The organism is Paenibacillus sp. 1001270B_150601_E10, from assembly GCF_015558675.1.
Classification (GTDB): Bacteria; Bacillota; Bacilli; order Paenibacillales; family Paenibacillaceae; genus Paenibacillus_B.
Map to the genome: position 1 here is coordinate 30751 of NZ_JADMOL010000012.1, position 14451 is coordinate 45201.

General features: G+C 49.4%; 14 protein-coding genes. 6 read left to right on the forward strand and 8 right to left on the reverse strand.

Features of this window, described 5'->3' with window-relative positions:
- Positions 1–167 precede the first annotated feature (167 nt).
- Complete coding sequence (locus I2H74_RS20340) at positions 168–1688, reverse strand: arylsulfatase (protein ID WP_195576078.1); 1521 nt, start codon at positions 1686–1688, stop codon at positions 168–170.
- A gap of 206 nt (positions 1689–1894) precedes the next feature.
- Between I2H74_RS20340 and I2H74_RS20345 the strand changes: the two genes are divergently transcribed.
- From I2H74_RS20345 to I2H74_RS20360, 4 genes are all read left to right on the forward strand, one after another.
- On the forward strand, positions 1895–2518 hold the full coding sequence (locus tag I2H74_RS20345; RefSeq protein ID WP_324254119.1) for a chromate transporter: 624 nt from the start codon (positions 1895–1897) through the stop codon (positions 2516–2518).
- Positions 2519–2583: 65 nt separating this feature from the next.
- Positions 2584–3126: a chromate transporter gene (locus I2H74_RS20350; protein WP_195576079.1), complete on the forward strand. Its 543-nt coding sequence runs from the start codon at positions 2584–2586 to the stop codon at positions 3124–3126.
- Entirely contained in the window at positions 3119–4354 is a 1236-nt protein-coding gene (locus tag I2H74_RS20355) for an ROK family protein (protein WP_195576080.1), read from the forward strand. Before I2H74_RS20350 ends, I2H74_RS20355 begins: the two co-directional genes overlap by 8 nt.
- Before the next feature lie 94 nt (positions 4355–4448).
- Entirely contained in the window at positions 4449–5504 is a 1056-nt protein-coding gene (locus I2H74_RS20360) for a formylglycine-generating enzyme family protein (RefSeq protein WP_195576081.1), read from the forward strand.
- 99 nt (positions 5505–5603) lie between these two features.
- Here the strand turns inward: I2H74_RS20360 and def are convergent, their stop codons facing one another.
- Together def and mutY are read right to left on the reverse strand one after the other, a co-directional pair.
- Positions 5604–6131, reverse strand: a complete 528-nt coding sequence (gene def, locus I2H74_RS20365; RefSeq protein WP_195576082.1) for a peptide deformylase — start codon at positions 6129–6131, stop codon at positions 5604–5606.
- 61 nt (positions 6132–6192) lie between these two features.
- Positions 6193–7305, reverse strand: coding sequence for an A/G-specific adenine glycosylase (gene mutY, locus I2H74_RS20370; protein WP_195576083.1), 1113 nt, complete (start codon positions 7303–7305; stop codon positions 6193–6195).
- A 160-nt stretch (positions 7306–7465) separates the two neighbouring features.
- Here mutY and I2H74_RS20375 point away from each other — a divergent pair, with 160 nt between their 5' ends.
- The gene (locus tag I2H74_RS20375) at positions 7466–7858 is read left to right on the forward strand and encodes a c-type cytochrome (protein WP_195576084.1); all 393 of its coding nucleotides are present in this window, start codon (positions 7466–7468) and stop codon (positions 7856–7858) included.
- Positions 7859–7970: 112 nt separating this feature from the next.
- Here the strand turns inward: I2H74_RS20375 and acpS are convergent, their stop codons facing one another.
- The 5 genes from acpS to I2H74_RS20400 all read right to left on the reverse strand — a co-directional run bounded on the left by acpS (position 7971) and on the right by I2H74_RS20400 (position 13465).
- Entirely contained in the window at positions 7971–8363 is a 393-nt protein-coding gene (gene acpS / locus I2H74_RS20380; RefSeq protein ID WP_195576085.1) for a holo-ACP synthase, read from the reverse strand.
- Between the two features lie 233 nt (positions 8364–8596).
- A complete protein-coding gene (locus tag I2H74_RS20385; RefSeq protein ID WP_195576086.1) occupies positions 8597–9550 on the reverse strand; it encodes an ABC transporter permease in 954 nt (317 codons plus the stop codon).
- A gap of 4 nt (positions 9551–9554) precedes the next feature.
- Positions 9555–10610 (reverse strand): ABC transporter permease, encoded by a 1056-nt coding sequence (locus I2H74_RS20390; protein WP_195576087.1) that lies wholly within the window; start codon positions 10608–10610, stop codon positions 9555–9557.
- Positions 10607–12136, reverse strand: a complete 1530-nt coding sequence (locus I2H74_RS20395) for an ABC transporter ATP-binding protein (protein ID WP_195576088.1) — start codon at positions 12134–12136, stop codon at positions 10607–10609. Before I2H74_RS20395 ends, I2H74_RS20390 begins: the two co-directional genes overlap by 4 nt.
- 228 nt (positions 12137–12364) lie before the next feature.
- Positions 12365–13465, reverse strand: a complete 1101-nt coding sequence (locus I2H74_RS20400) for a BMP family lipoprotein (protein WP_195576089.1) — start codon at positions 13463–13465, stop codon at positions 12365–12367.
- A gap of 576 nt (positions 13466–14041) precedes the next feature.
- Between I2H74_RS20400 and I2H74_RS20405 the strand changes: the two genes are divergently transcribed.
- A complete protein-coding gene (locus tag I2H74_RS20405) occupies positions 14042–14389 on the forward strand; it encodes an FMN-binding protein (RefSeq protein WP_195576090.1) in 348 nt (115 codons plus the stop codon).
- Positions 14390–14451: the final 62 nt, after the last annotated feature.

Below are 14451 nucleotides of genomic sequence, written 5' to 3' on the forward strand. Positions count from 1 at the left end.
ACATTTATAGAAGATCAATCTTTGAAGCACAATGCCTTGTCCTCAAGAAGAAAGCACCGCTCATTGAATCTAGCCAAGCGAGAAATAAAAAAGAGCCTCTTCCTCCTTGAATGGCCAAAGGAAAAGACTCTATCCGATATTGGATATCTGTTCATATGGTGGATTATCTATGATTTAAGAAATGAAAGCGTCGATCTCGGCTGCTTGCCCACGAACAATTGCGTTCCATCGCTGTACCCTTCCTCGCGGCCCTCAAGCTCCTTCATCAGTTCGCTTCTCCAATGGACGATCCGATCCGCATATTCAGCATCATTCACCGCATTGCGAAGCTCCAAAGGATCCTTTTCAAGGTTAAAATATTGTTCCTTGCCAGTCTGCGAGAACCAAATATATTTCTCTTTTCCATTGGTCAGCCAATGATTGGACAGGCTGCCATACGCATGCTCGCCGTGCAAATACGGCCGCCAGCCTTGAGACGCTGGCTCCAAGGAAGATTCCTGTTGTTCTTCAGACAATGCAGCATCCTTCCGCGCAAGACCAAGAATACTTTGGCCATCCACGGCATCTGGTATTCTTACTCCTGCCGATTCAAGCACTGTAGGCATAATATCTCTAAGCTCAATCACCTCGTCCAGCACCGCTCCTCTTCTCAGCCCAAGTCGATTGCCTGGGTCATTTAAAATGAACGGCACTCTTGCACTGCCTTCATACGGCACCGCCTTGCGGAACATATGATGATCGCCAAGCATCTCGCCATGATCGGAGGTGAAGATAATAATTGTGTTATTCCATTCGCCGTATTCGTTCAGCACCTGTATAAACCGGCCAATCTGATGATCTAAATGCGTAATAAGGGCGTAATAGGCAGCCATTGCTTGCTTGAGGCGGCGCTTTGGAACCAAACCCTTGTCTGTGACTGGATTCAGACCAAACTGATCTGGGTCCTCCTGCATCGCCCAATCTCCCACTGGAGGCTCAGGAAGATCCGCATCCTTGTACAAATCCAAGAACGCCTGCGGCGGATCAAATGGCGGGTGCGGCCGCACAAAGGACATCCACAGGAAGAAGGGCTTGCCTGGATCACGACGGCGAAGGAAATCAATGGACTCCGAAACGACCCAGTTGGTTGGGTGAAGACGCTCTGGAAGCTCCCAAGGTCTCGCAACGGTTGAAGCATTGCAATCCAGACCTAAATCTACAAGATCAGCGGTCGGCACCTGCTGGCGCAGCCATACCAAATAATCATCCACTTGGTCAAAATGATCCTTGGCAGAAACGTTGTGCCTCATCCGATTATGATGAAGATAGCCATCATGCAGGACAACATTGTGGAATCCAAGCAGATTGCGTGCAGGGTACACATGCATCTTGCCTACACACTGTGTATGGTAGCCTGCCTTCGCAAGCTCGCCTGGCATCGTCTCCTCATACCTCCATGGCACACAATCCTCATAACCGGTTCGGCCATGATGAGCAGGGCTTTGTCCTGTAAAAATAGCTGCTCGAGCAGGTATGCAGGATGGAGTTGCCGTGTAGGCCCGGTCGAATCGGACCCCTGTTCTTGCCAGCTCATCAAGATTCGGTGTCTCCACAACAGGATGCCCAGCAATGCTTAAGCAGTCATATCGCATCTGATCCACGGTTATAAACAGGATGTTCGGACGCTTCGCGCCTCCTGCTTGCGTCATATTTACGGCTCCTTTCGGATCTGTTCGTCACAGACAACCATAGTTCCATCCATAATGAACAGAAGTTTCATTTTTAGTTTTATAAATAACTTCTACATTTCTTCCAATAATCCTTTATAGCCGAATATAGGATAAGGTTTATTCCATTTTGGAATTAAGTGAGCTATACTAGAAGCAACAAGACAGAACCGAAAGAAGGGGAACTCGTGGATCGTGCCTCTCAACAACCTTCAAGACTGAAGCTGTGCGGCCAGTTGTTCATGACATTCACCAAGATTGCGCCTACAACCTTCGGCGGCGGCTATGCCATCCTCCCTGTGCTGGACAGAGAGGTCGTAGAGCATCATCAATGGCTTAATGAAGATGAAATGAATGAAATTACAGCACTCGCAGGAGCGGCTCCTGGCGGAATTGGCGTCAATGCGGCAGGCTTAATCGGCTACCGGATTGGAGGGCTTCCTGGGCTCGTTGCTTCCATTATAGGCATTTCACTGCCGACCATACTGATTATGCTTATCATCTGCCTTGGGGTGGCCAAGTACAGCAGCCAGCCGCTTGTTCAAGCGGCATTAACCGGCATCAAGCCTGCGGTTATTGCTTTGATCGCATTTGCTGCTATCCGCATGGGACGGAGAACGCTTAAGGAAGCATTCGCTTGGATTGCGATGAGCGTTTGCGCGCTGCTGCTCTTATTTACACCTATTCATCCGATCCTTGTACTCGTTCTCGGCACCCTAGCTGGCTTAGTCGTAGAGTGGCTGCGCATGCGCATGACGATGCCGCCGAAATCACAAGGGCATAATGTTCAGCAATCTTCCCATCATTCTTAAAATGTTATCGATAGATTGTTCCAAGATGAACACAAGTCATACCGGATAGAAAGAAGGCAGCCAGCATGTTCGTACTTTGGAAGTTGTTTTGGACGTTTTTCAAATTAGGCTTTATCTCCTTCGGGGGCGGATACGCGATGCTCCCGATCATAGAACGCGAGGCTCTCACGCACATGTGGCTTACACCAGCACAGTATGCGGAAGCTGTCACCCTAGCCGGAATGGCGCCAGGACCAATCGCCATGAACAGCGCTGTCTATGTGGGATATGCAGCAGCCGGATTCGCAGGAAGCTTGGCCGCCTCCTTGGGGGTCGTCCTTCCCTCAGCAATCATCATGTTGCTGGTTGCCACTATTTTCTATAAAATGTATGATAATCATTGGGTGCAGGCTGCACTCGACGGTATGAAGCCGGCTGTTATTGCGCTTATCGCGTACGCGGCCGTCAATATGACGATGAATGCGGATTTGCTGAGCGGCTGGTCCAATAGCACCTACATCAGTATCGGCATCTTTGTCCTTGCCCTTCTTGCGCTGGTCAAGTTTCGTATCCATCCGATCGCCGTCATCTTAATATCAGGAATTGCGGGGATGGTATTGTATGTCTAAGGATAATCATTACCCAGATCCAGCGGATCGCATCACCTCTCAGAAAGCCAAGGAAATCTTCAGCATGGTACGCAGAAAGCACGAGATCTCAAAGCTCGATCTGCTGAATCAGTCAGGGCTGACGGTAAGCACATTGACGCGTGTACTTGAGGATCTCCTCAACCTTGGTGTTATCGAGGAATGCGGCTTCGGCGCTTCCACAGGCGGCCGCAGGCCTATCCTGTACCGCGTTAGGGCTGACTACGGCTACAGCTTAGGACTAGACATCTCTCGTGTCAGTTCAAGACTGGTGCTGCTTAATCTTAGTGGTAAAAAGCTTGCTGCTTCCGTATGGGACATGCATGAAGAAATGACCCCTGAAGCACTACTGCATACTGTTATTCGACAGATTGAAGCTTGGAAAGACGAATACGAGATTCAAGAGGATCATCTTATAGGATTGGGTATTGGGGCCGTAGGGCCGCTGAATCGATTTACAGGATACATTGAGAATCCCGAGTGGTTCCAGGCGCCGGGATGGCGAAATATCAATATTGCGGCTCGATTTGAAGAACGGCTGCATATCCCCGTTATGCTGGACAATGGAGCGAATACCGCCATTATCGCCGAATCTTTTGCTGACCGGATGAAGAATGTACGCCATATGCTCTATGTACATGTCGGAATCGGGCTTCGATCAGCAATGATGTCCGATGGCAAACTCATTTATGGCGCCATGGACATGGAGGGCTCGCTTGGCCAGATGATCATCCAGAGTGACGGCATTCCTTATCGGACAAGGGATGGGAATCACGGCTGTCTCGATTCCTACTGCACCGTGTATGCCATTGAGCGGGAGCTGAATGCCAAGCTTCGAATGGGGCGCAACAGCTACTTGGCCTCGCTGCTGGAGCCAAACGAACCCGTACAGCTTCGTCACGTGATGCAGGGGCTAAAACGTCAAGACCCGTTAACGACAGAAATCGTCACGCAAGCTGCCACCTACTTTGGGATCGGCCTTGCCAATCTGCTTAATGTTCTGCATCCGGAGAAGGTTGTGCTTGGCGGACCGTTGATGACGAATCATGACTTATATTTTTATACCGCGACGCAAACGGCTATTCGGAAGACTTATCATTACCCCGAATATCAAGTGGTGTTCAGCAAAGGTGCCTTTGGCGAGGAAGCGATCGCCGTCGGCGCAGCACTTCTTGTAATTGATCGCTTATCACAACACAGTTCATCCTAGAAGGGCTCAAATTCATAAAGACCGTAGTTCGAGACGGCTACTATTCCGAGTTAACTCATCGCATTTATTATCTATCATGCAAGGAGCGTTGAAGATGAAGAAATGGATTCCGCTAGCTGCCTCTTCAGCCCAAGAAGCAAGAGAACAACACACCGATGCCGCCCAATCATGCTGTGCAGGCACACGGGAGCAAATCGGTTCATCAGGGACAGCTTCCACTGTGCCTTCAACTTCCTTATCGGAACGTACAAGCACGACAGCCCAAGGTGCAGCGCTTGTCGATACGTCCCATTGGCCTATCATCCCTGCTGGAACGTATATGCTCGGCACCGATGAAGATATCGGATTTCCCGCAGATGCCGAGGGGCCTGCTCGCCCTGTCTCGATCGAGGCTTTTCACCTGTCGCCTCATACGGTTACGAATGAGGCGTTTGCCCGCTTCGTGGATGCTACTGGCTATCTAACGGATGCTGAAAAGTTCAACTGGTCCTATGTGTTTCATCTTCTTATCGAGGACCCGGATAAGCTGCCAATCATCGGTTCTCCTCAAGAGACGCCGTGGTGGTTTGCCGTCGAGGGCGCTTACTGGAAGCAGCCGGAGGGACCGGGCAGCCATATCGAGGATCGCATGCAGCATCCAGTCGTTCATATCAGTTGGAACGATGCAATGGCCTACTGCGATTGGGCAGGTGTGCGGCTTCCAACGGAAATCGAATGGGAGGCGGCCGCGAGAGGCGGCTTAGAGAAGCGCCGCTATCCTTGGGGAGATGTCCTTCGTCCAGATGGCAAGCACTACTGCAATATTTGGCAAGGGGTATTCCCGACAAAGAATCATGCGAGCGACGGTTATTTGGGGACAGCACCAATCGATGCCTTTTATCCAAACGGCTACGGTCTATACAATATGGCCGGAAACGTATGGGAATGGTGTGCGGATTGGTTTACAAAGCGACCGGAGCTGCGAGGCTCGACTGAGCGTCCCATGGGACCTTCTGAAGGAACTAGCCGCGTCATGAAGGGCGGCTCCTATCTATGCCATCAATCCTACTGCAATCGATATCGAGTGGCGGCTCGCAGCAGCAATACTCCCGACAGCTCATCAGGCAATATCGGCTTCCGCGTTGCGAAGGATATTGAGTCTAGAGGATAAATGGGCCTGTTAATTGATGATATGAAAAAGACGTGTTCAAGGGACTCCCATTGGACACGTCTTTCTATTCTACCGCTATGACTGACTCTACTGTTCAAACTATAACTTGCACACATTCTGATTGGATAGCTTGAGGACCTCCATAACCGGAACACGGTCATGTGTGCGCTCATGGACAAGGAATGTCTCTCCCATACGATCAATAAAGAGCACGCCGTCCAAATGGTCCAGCTCATGCTGAATGCATACCGCGAAATAGCCGCTGGCTTCAAGCGTCTTCGTCTCGAGCTCGCGCGTCATGTACTGAAGCTTCACATGCTCATAACGCTGCACATTGCCATAATAATGGGGATAGGACAAGCACCCCTCTAGCCCCACCTGCTCACCCGAGCATTCCAGAATTTCAGGATTAATAAACTCGTAAAAGCCTTCACCGACATCCATTACCACAGCTCTTCTCAGGATGCCGATCTGAGGAGCGGCAAGTCCCGCTCTTCCTGGCTTGTCGTACAATGTTTCCTTCAAATCATCCAGCAATTGCACCATTCGGGGCGTCATCTCGGTAATTGGTCTGCACGTCTTGCGCAGAATCGGATCCCCAAACGGCAATATTTCTCTCACTGCCATCTTTATCTCTCCTTGCTTGTCAGCTCTCTGATTCGCCACTTATCCCAACCTATGGAATGGCTCAGCTATTCCCCACTGTCTGCTCATTAAAGTACTGCAAAATAAGCTTTAAGAATAGATTCGGGAACGCATACTCCTCCATATGCTCGCGTTCGATAAACGCGTAGCCTGGTGGAAGAGTCGCTTCGCTCAGCGCCTTACAGCGATATACGCGCATTTGCCATTGAATATGACTAAACGTATGCTCTGCATCGCAGTACGCCTCTACTGGCTCTGCGTGAATTCCTTCTTGGAAGAGCATCTCCCTTACTTGGTCCATTGCCTCTTCCTCTGCAGCGCTCCCCTTGCTTGCCTGCTTCGCTGCAAGCACATGGGGAAGCTCCCACATCCGAGCAAGCAGTCCTGTATCTGGACGCTTGCGGATCAAGAGCTGGCCTTCATGCCGTCCCGTGCCCTCAATGAGCGCTGCATAGCGTACCTCTGGCTTCGGCGGCTTCGCCTTGGTCTTGATCGGCAGGATCAGTTCTTCTCCTGCGATGCGACCCTCGCAAAGCTCCATGACCGGACATAGCAGGCATGATGGAGACTTTGGCGTGCATGTCAGCGCGCCAAGCTCCATCAGCGCCTGATTGAAGTCCGAAGCATGTCCGTCAGGGATCAGCTCCTTCGCAACCTTTTCAATCTTAACACGCGTGCTAGGCTTCGCGATGTCATCATGCAGGCGAAAGTAGCGCGAAAGCACACGCATCACGTTGCCATCCACGGCAGGCTCGCTGCGGTTGAACGCGATGCTCATGATCGCGCCTGCTGTATAAGGGCCAATGCCCTTCAGCGAAGAGACGGCTGCCAAGTCATCGGGCACCTCTCCGCCATAGCGCTCCTTTACTTCTCTCGCAGCTGCCTGCAAATTGCGGGCTCTCGAATAGTAGCCAAGCCCTTCCCACGCCTTTAGCACCTCTTCCTCTGGTGCATCAGCAAGGTCGGTTGCTGTCGGAAACTTGGAGATGAATCGTTCAAAATAAGGGATTACCGTATCGACTCGCGTCTGCTGAAGCATGATCTCGGATACCCATGTATAGTAAGGATTGTGTCCGTGCCGCCAAGGGAGATCACGGCGGTTCTCGTGATACCAGCGCAAGAGCTCGCGGCTGAAAAAGGCTTTTGGTTCGACCATGACGGCCTCCTTATTATGCTAGTATAATTTCCGCTGTCTATTATATCACACCCTGAACCTGACAAATGTTCTTCCAAATGACACCTTTCCACCTTGCCTTATTCTTCCACCACAAGCATACTTAAATTAGCTAGGCACTCATCATGGAAAGGAGATTACGATGCGCAGTCTATTAGGTTCAAAAGGGTTAGGAGTCTTCATTGGCGCCTTGTGCTTAGGCGCTGTGCTGGCTGGTTGCAGCAGCTCTAACGGTGCATCAAGCAATGCGGAATCGAATGCCATCTTAAGTGAAGCACCTGCTGAGGCGGCTAATGTATATAAGCAAAGCTGCCTGCAATGCCATGGCGGCAATCTGGAAGGCCGCATGGGGAAGGATACGAATCTTCAAAAGGTCGGAGATCGCTTGACCAAGGAAGAGATTATCGACAAGATCCATAACGGCGGCACCCGTATGCCGCAGGTAGGACGCTCCATGGAGGAAGGCGACGTCGAAAAGGTCGCAGAATGGCTGTCCACCCTGAAGTCGGACACGGCAGACAAGCCTGGGGCTTAGTTTCTTCCTTTGACGCTCAGGAAGCAGCACTTATAAATTCTATATATATGGCAAGATTAGGCCGCAATCACTATAGATCGCGGCCCTCATTGTGTTATGCAAGACGATCTTCTTATGCAAGCTTCTCCACGATGCAAAAGGCAGACGCCAGTCCCGGCTGGTGGGAGATGCTGACGTGAAGCTGCATCTCATTCGAATCAAGCCCCAAGCGCTCCCAAGCACCCGGGCTCAGCACTGCTACCGGCTTCCCTAGCGAGTCAGGGAGCACCTCAATATCCTGAAAGCCGATCTGGCTTGAGATTCCGCAGCCAAACGCCTTGACGACGGCCTCCTTCACCGCAAAGCGGCCCGCCGTATACTCAATTCTACGCGGCCCGCGATCAGCGAGAAGCTCCCGTTCTTTTTCCGTCATGATCTTCTGTAGAAACCGATCGCCGCTGCTGCTCTCCAATATGCTTTTTACCCGATCCTGCTCAAGAATGTCATGACCCACACCATAGATCATTCATAAGCTCCTCTCTGCGCGTACATAGGCTATCTATTTCCCTCAATCTATTAGTCTCTATTCAATGTTACTATTATCCGGTTGAACGAGGAAGAATGCAAATGACTCGCAATTGAAAAAAACCTCTGCCAGCATCTATATAGATGAACGACTCTCATTCATTCGTTCAATCTATACGCCTTCATACATGGCTGCTAGCAGAGGTACTCATTTTTAATATACTCTAAATGCTGTTAGCGCTTGCCGGAGTCGAATGGCTCTCCAACCGCCTTCGGCGCATTGGAGGACTTCGAGAAGATCACCAACGCGATCAATGTGACAATATAAGGGAATATCTTCAGAATCACTGGCGGGAAGACCGCCAATGACGGAATAACCTGCGATACATTCGCTACAGTTGTTGCGAATCCGAAGAACAACGTCGCAAGCAGAATGCCGATCGGCTTCCACTGTCCAAAGATCAAGGAAGCAAGAGCAAGGAAGCCAAGCCCTGCTACGTTGCCCGTGAATTCGCCGGAATACGTAAGCAGTATAATCGCGCCGCCAAGGCCTGAGAAAGCGCCTGAGATCATGACGCCCACATAACGCATCGATTGCACCCGAATCCCTGCCGCTTCCGCAGCATGCGGATGTTCCCCGCAAGAGCGAAGACGAAGGCCGAATGGCGTCTTGTACAGCAAGAACATGCTAAGGATCAATATGCTGAGGACAAGCAACGTTGTAGGGTACATTTTCGTAAAAAACAAGTTGCCTATGATCGGAATATCCGAAAGAAACGGGATATCAAATGTATCAAAACCGTTTTTGACACGAATATTACCGCTGCCTGTCATGTTGCGCGCCAGGAAGATCGTAAGCGCACCTGCAATCATATTAATGGCCGTACCACTGATGATCTGGTTGGCGCTTAGATTAATGCTGGCGAACGCATGCAGGAGCGAAAACAGCGCACTTGCTGCTGCGGCAGCTATCAGACCTACCCATACCGTCCACCACGCCCCGGGAACTATCTCCTGAAGCTTAGAAACAACAAAGGCTCCTATAAACGAGCCGACAATCATCAGACCATCAAGTCCGATATTGACGACGCCGCTTCGTTCACTAAACAGCGCGCCCAAAGCTGTAATCAAAAGCGGAATCATGAAGGCGATCGCATACGGAAAAATTTGCTCAATAGTCGTCCACATGGTTTCAGTCCTCCCGCTTTTTATTCGCTGCACGACGCGATTTGTATTTTTGATATAAACGCTCAATCAAGATGCTGGTTGCTGCAAAGTAAATAATGATTGCAATAATCGTATCGGCAATTTCCGGCGGAATCTCCGTCATTGCATTCATAAAGCCTCGTCCGGAGTACAGCAATCCAAAGAAGATAGCCGATAAGAATACGCCAACTGGAGCGTTGATGCCAAGAAGCGCAACCGCAATGCCATCAAAGCCTTGCGTTGGCAGAACACCAATCTGCATGCTGGAGGCATTACCTGCGTATTGCACAACGCCCGCAAGCCCTGCTAGTCCACCAGAGATGAACATCGACGTAACGATGCTGCGTTTTACAGCAATCCCTGCATACTCAGCAGCATGGCGGTTATAGCCGACCGCCTTCAGCTCATAGCCAAGCGTCGTTTTGTTGATAATAAACGCGACAATAATCACGCCAAGCACCGCAATAAAGAACCCAAGGTTAATATAAGAGCCTTGGAATAGGTCCGTAAGCCACTGTTGATGAAGCATCGCTTCTGGTGGGAGCTGACGAGATTCTGTCTCCAAGCTGGCTCCTTTGAAGTAGCCTGGCACCACATAATAGATCGTCCAATAGGCGACCCAGTTCATCATGATCGTCGATACGACCTCATGCACGTTGAAGCGCGCCTTCAGGAAGCCAGGAACTACAGCCCACAGCGCACCGCCGATAAAGCCAGCGAGCACCATCGCAAGCAATAGAAGCGGACGTGGAAAATCAAACGAGAGGCCTACGGCTGTCGCACAGAAGCCGCCGAACAGCATCTGGCCTGCTGCCCCGATATTGAACAAGCCTGTCCGGAAGGCAAAGGCTACCGATAAGCCCGTTAAGATAAGCGGTGTGGCCGTTGCAAGCATATTGCCGATCCGCTCAGGATTCTTAAGCGCGCCCTGCAAAAGATACGTGTAGCCCTCTATAGGGTCATGCCCTGTGAATACCATGAGAAGCGCACCTGCAAGCAAACCAAACAAAACGGCAATTAAGGATTTGACACCGTTCCTCATGCTGTTTCCTCCTCTCTCTTGTAACCGGCCATCATGAGCCCCAGTTCGCGCTCATTCGTGTCAGAGGAGTGGACAATGCCAACCAATTCACCGTTGTTAATAACCGCAATGCGGTCAGCTAGATTCATAACTTCATCAAGCTCAAGCGATACGAGGAGTACCGCTTTGCCTTTGTCGCGCTGCTCGACTAGACGCTTGTGAATATATTCGATCGATCCTACATCAAGGCCGCGTGTCGGCTGTACCGCGATAAGAAGATCTGGATCACGCTCTACCTCGCGGCCGATAATAGCCTTCTGCTGGTTACCGCCAGACATCGAGCGAACGATTGAGGTCGCTCCGTTACCAGAGCGCACATCGAAGCTCTCGATAATGTGCTCAGCATTTTTGCGAATGGCGGCAGGCTTAAGCAGTCCTCCCTTGGAGAAAGGAGGCTTGTTGTATACCTCAAGGATCAGGTTCTCTTCAATCGTATAATCGAGAACGAGACCGCGCTTCTGACGGTCCTCCGGAATATGGCCGATGCCGCTCTCATGGCGTTCACGAATCGAGAGCTTCGCAATCTCTTTTCCATTAAGAAGAACACTGCCGCTTTCCGCCTGCTTCAGCCCTGTAATGGCTTCGATCAGCTCGCTCTGGCCATTCCCGTCCACGCCTGCGATCCCGACAATCTCTCCAGCATGAAGGTCCAGCGAGAAGGATTTAAGAGCTTCAATTTTCTTGCTATTTTTAACCGTAAGAGATTGGACCTGCAATACCGCATCTCCCGGCTCGCTTTCTTTTTTATCCACCTTAAAAGATACGCTGCGGCCAACCATCATCTCTGCCATCATCTCACGGCTGGTCTCTGCAACATCCACCGTGCCGATCGTCTTGCCGCGTCGAATGACCGTGCAGCGATCCGCAACGGCTTTAATTTCTTTCAGCTTGTGCGTGATAAGGATAATGGATTTGCCTTCGCTAACGAGCTTCTTCATAATATGCTGAAGCTCCTCAATCTCTTGAGGGGTTAGAACGGCCGTCGGCTCGTCAAAGATCAGCACCTCTGCATTGCGGTACAGCATCTTGAGGATTTCCACCCGCTGCTGCATGCCGACCGAGATGTCTTCAATCTTCGCATTCGGATCCACATTAAGACCGTATTGCTGCGACAGGTTCTCAACGCGTTTGATCGCGGACTTCATATTCAAAAAAATGCCCCATTGGCGTGTTTCACTACCCAAAATGATATTTTCCGCTACGGTAAAGTTCTCGACCAGCTTAAAATGCTGATGCACCATGCCGATGCCGAGGCGATTCGCCACGTTCGGATTCGTAATCTTCACTTCCTGCCCATTCACCTTAATGAATCCACGGTCAGGCTGATACATGCCAAACAAAATACTCATAAGCGTTGATTTCCCCGCCCCATTTTCACCGAGCAGAGCATGAATCTCGCCTTCTTTTAGCTGAAGCGTAATATCGTCATTTGCAACGATCCCCGGAAACTCCTTACGGATGCCCACCATCTCGACAACATAGTCCATGGCTTAGGGTCCTCACTTTCTTTAATTGCCCATGCGGGCATTGTCTTCATCTTGCTCACAAAAAAAGACGGATGTCTTCCGTCTTTCACTCGTCTCTTCAATTGCAGAAACGAGCTGATCGACGCGAGTGGATAGATGTCATTTGCTTTTAGGATAAATGCCTCTTCCGCCGCGCCGATCAGCGGTGCTTCTGCCGCCTCACTTCCAGCCTTGCTTTCTATACTTATCTTACTTGATCAGACCGCCTTGCTCTGCTGCCACTTTGATATCGCCGGCTTTGATCTTCGCAAACACTTCGTCTACTTGCTTGATCGTGTCTTCGCTCAAGTTCGGGTTCTCTTCTGGAAGGCCGATACCATCATTCTTCGCATCAAACATAAGCGTTTGTCCGCCTGGGAACTTGCCTTCGGACTCTGCCTTGATCATGTCATATGCAGCATGGTCAATCTTCTTCACAGCAGAAGTCAGAACCGCAGACTTGCCATCTGCGTATACACCGTCTTCATATTGGTCAACGTCTACACCAACAACCCATACGTCGTTGCCAGCTTTTACGCGTGTCTTCGCTTCATTGATCGCCCCTACACCTACGCCGCCAGCCGCTGCAAAGATCACTTTTACGCCGCGGTCATACATTTGAGCTGCCAGCTGCCCGCCAGCTGCTACATCGTCAAAGGAGCCTTGATATACTACGTTTTCCGCTTTCATTTCTACTTTCGTGCCAAGGTTCTCGTTCGCATAAGCTACACCTTGCTGGAAGCCCCAGTTGAACTTTTGAACGGGCGGAATTTCCATGCCGCCGATAAAGCCTGCTTGTCCTTCCTTCATGTGAAGGGCGGAAGCAACTCCAGCCAAGAAGCCTGCTTCATGCTCCGCAAAGAAGATCGCTACGCTGTTTTCCTTAACAACCGGTTCAGCACCGTCACCAGCATTTGGCGTTCCATCGATAATAACAAACTTCGCATCTTTATATTTGTCTTGTGCCTTGAAGACCGCTGTTTCAAACTTGAAGCCTGGCGTTACAATAAATTTGAAGCCTGCATCATAGAGATTGCCGATCTCTTTTGAGTAATCCGCTTCCGTTGTTCCAGCTGGCTTCAGGTACTTGTAGTCCATATTGAAATCTTTATTTGCTTTTTCAATTCCTTCGTAGGTTCCTTGGTTGAACGATTTGTCATCAATTGTACCTGCATCGGTAACCATACCGACTTTAAAGTTTGCTTTTGGTGCATCACTGCCATTTTCAGCTCCTGAATTTTTACCTCCGCAACCTGCAAGCATCGTGATAGACAACACTAAACTGAGTACTGCTAAGACCCCTTTTTTCATTTAAGGTGACCCCTCCTAGGAATATATAAAGCTTCTATAAAATTTGAAGCTATCTAAAATATATGCATAATAGAAAGCCATTTCAATAACAAATTTACCGTTGGTAGACATAGGGAAACATTGGTTCCTTCTTATATGCACGCTTTTGAATTATTATTCGTACAAATATGCGAAAAACCTATTATATCAATACTTTTCAGCATACTCATAAATAAAATCCACACCATAACATGGGATATTTTTGAATAATTAATGTCATTTTAATCCATTTTTCTACACCTGTCGTCACTGGATTCCACCTTATTTCCAAGCCTATCCTATAGGTATATGTAATTATGTATTTACTCATTAATGAATCTCCCAATCGTTCCTATTTCTTTTTATAAAATGTATATTCTTCGGACAGGGAACATTTAAAAATAAAATATCCTATTTGTTTATTATTTTTGTGATTTAATTCACATTTATCTATGGATGGTTCTTTTATATTTAGAGTGATCCTCACAAATAAAAGAATTCAATGCATCGATCCACAGCTGAAACGATCGTTCTGTTTACGAAAGGGCGGTAACATAGATGAGAAAAACACTGTCAGCCATGATCTCGCTTGTGCTTGTGCTTCTTCTTGCAGCAGGCTGCAGTTCCTCAAGCAAATATGATGATGGCACCTATGAAGGAAAGGCCGAAGGAAGTGAAAGCGAAGTTGTTGTAAATGTCGTTGTAAAGAGCGGCAAAATCGATATTATTGATGTCGTCAAGCATGAAGAAACGGAAAGCCTGATGACAGGCATTATCGACGATACGATCCCTGAGATCATTGAAAAGCAAACGACAGAGGGCGTTGACTCCCTGTCTGGAGCAAGCAAATCCAGTGAAGCCGTGATTCAAGCAGTAGCACTGGCCTTAGAGCAAGCGAGGAAATAAACAGCCCTGATCCCACTGCCATAAATAAAGCCCCTCTCCTTCTCGGAATAGGGGCTTTCGAC

What these genes read in the sequence shown, in the direction of transcription:
- I2H74_RS20355 (WP_195576080.1), top strand. Translation starts at nt 3,119, where the DNA reads ATGTCTAAGGATAATCATTACCCAGATCCAGCGGATCGCATCACCTCT.
- def (WP_195576082.1), bottom strand. Translation starts at nt 6,131, where the DNA reads ATGGCAGTGAGAGAAATATTGCCGTTTGGGGATCCGATTCTGCGCAAG.
- I2H74_RS20395 (WP_195576088.1), bottom strand. Translation starts at nt 12,136, where the DNA reads ATGGACTATGTTGTCGAGATGGTGGGCATCCGTAAGGAGTTTCCGGGG.
- I2H74_RS20375 (WP_195576084.1), top strand. Translation starts at nt 7,466, where the DNA reads ATGCGCAGTCTATTAGGTTCAAAAGGGTTAGGAGTCTTCATTGGCGCC.
- I2H74_RS20350 (WP_195576079.1), top strand. Translation starts at nt 2,584, where the DNA reads ATGTTCGTACTTTGGAAGTTGTTTTGGACGTTTTTCAAATTAGGCTTT.
- mutY (WP_195576083.1), bottom strand. Translation starts at nt 7,305, where the DNA reads ATGGTCGAACCAAAAGCCTTTTTCAGCCGCGAGCTCTTGCGCTGGTAT.
- I2H74_RS20405 (WP_195576090.1), top strand. Translation starts at nt 14,042, where the DNA reads ATGAGAAAAACACTGTCAGCCATGATCTCGCTTGTGCTTGTGCTTCTT.
- I2H74_RS20360 (WP_195576081.1), top strand. Translation starts at nt 4,449, where the DNA reads ATGAAGAAATGGATTCCGCTAGCTGCCTCTTCAGCCCAAGAAGCAAGA.
- acpS (WP_195576085.1), bottom strand. Translation starts at nt 8,363, where the DNA reads ATGATCTATGGTGTGGGTCATGACATTCTTGAGCAGGATCGGGTAAAA.
- I2H74_RS20390 (WP_195576087.1), bottom strand. Translation starts at nt 10,610, where the DNA reads ATGAGGAACGGTGTCAAATCCTTAATTGCCGTTTTGTTTGGTTTGCTT.
- I2H74_RS20400 (WP_195576089.1), bottom strand. Translation starts at nt 13,465, where the DNA reads ATGAAAAAAGGGGTCTTAGCAGTACTCAGTTTAGTGTTGTCTATCACG.
- I2H74_RS20340 (WP_195576078.1), bottom strand. Translation starts at nt 1,688, where the DNA reads ATGACGCAAGCAGGAGGCGCGAAGCGTCCGAACATCCTGTTTATAACC.
- I2H74_RS20385 (WP_195576086.1), bottom strand. Translation starts at nt 9,550, where the DNA reads ATGTGGACGACTATTGAGCAAATTTTTCCGTATGCGATCGCCTTCATG.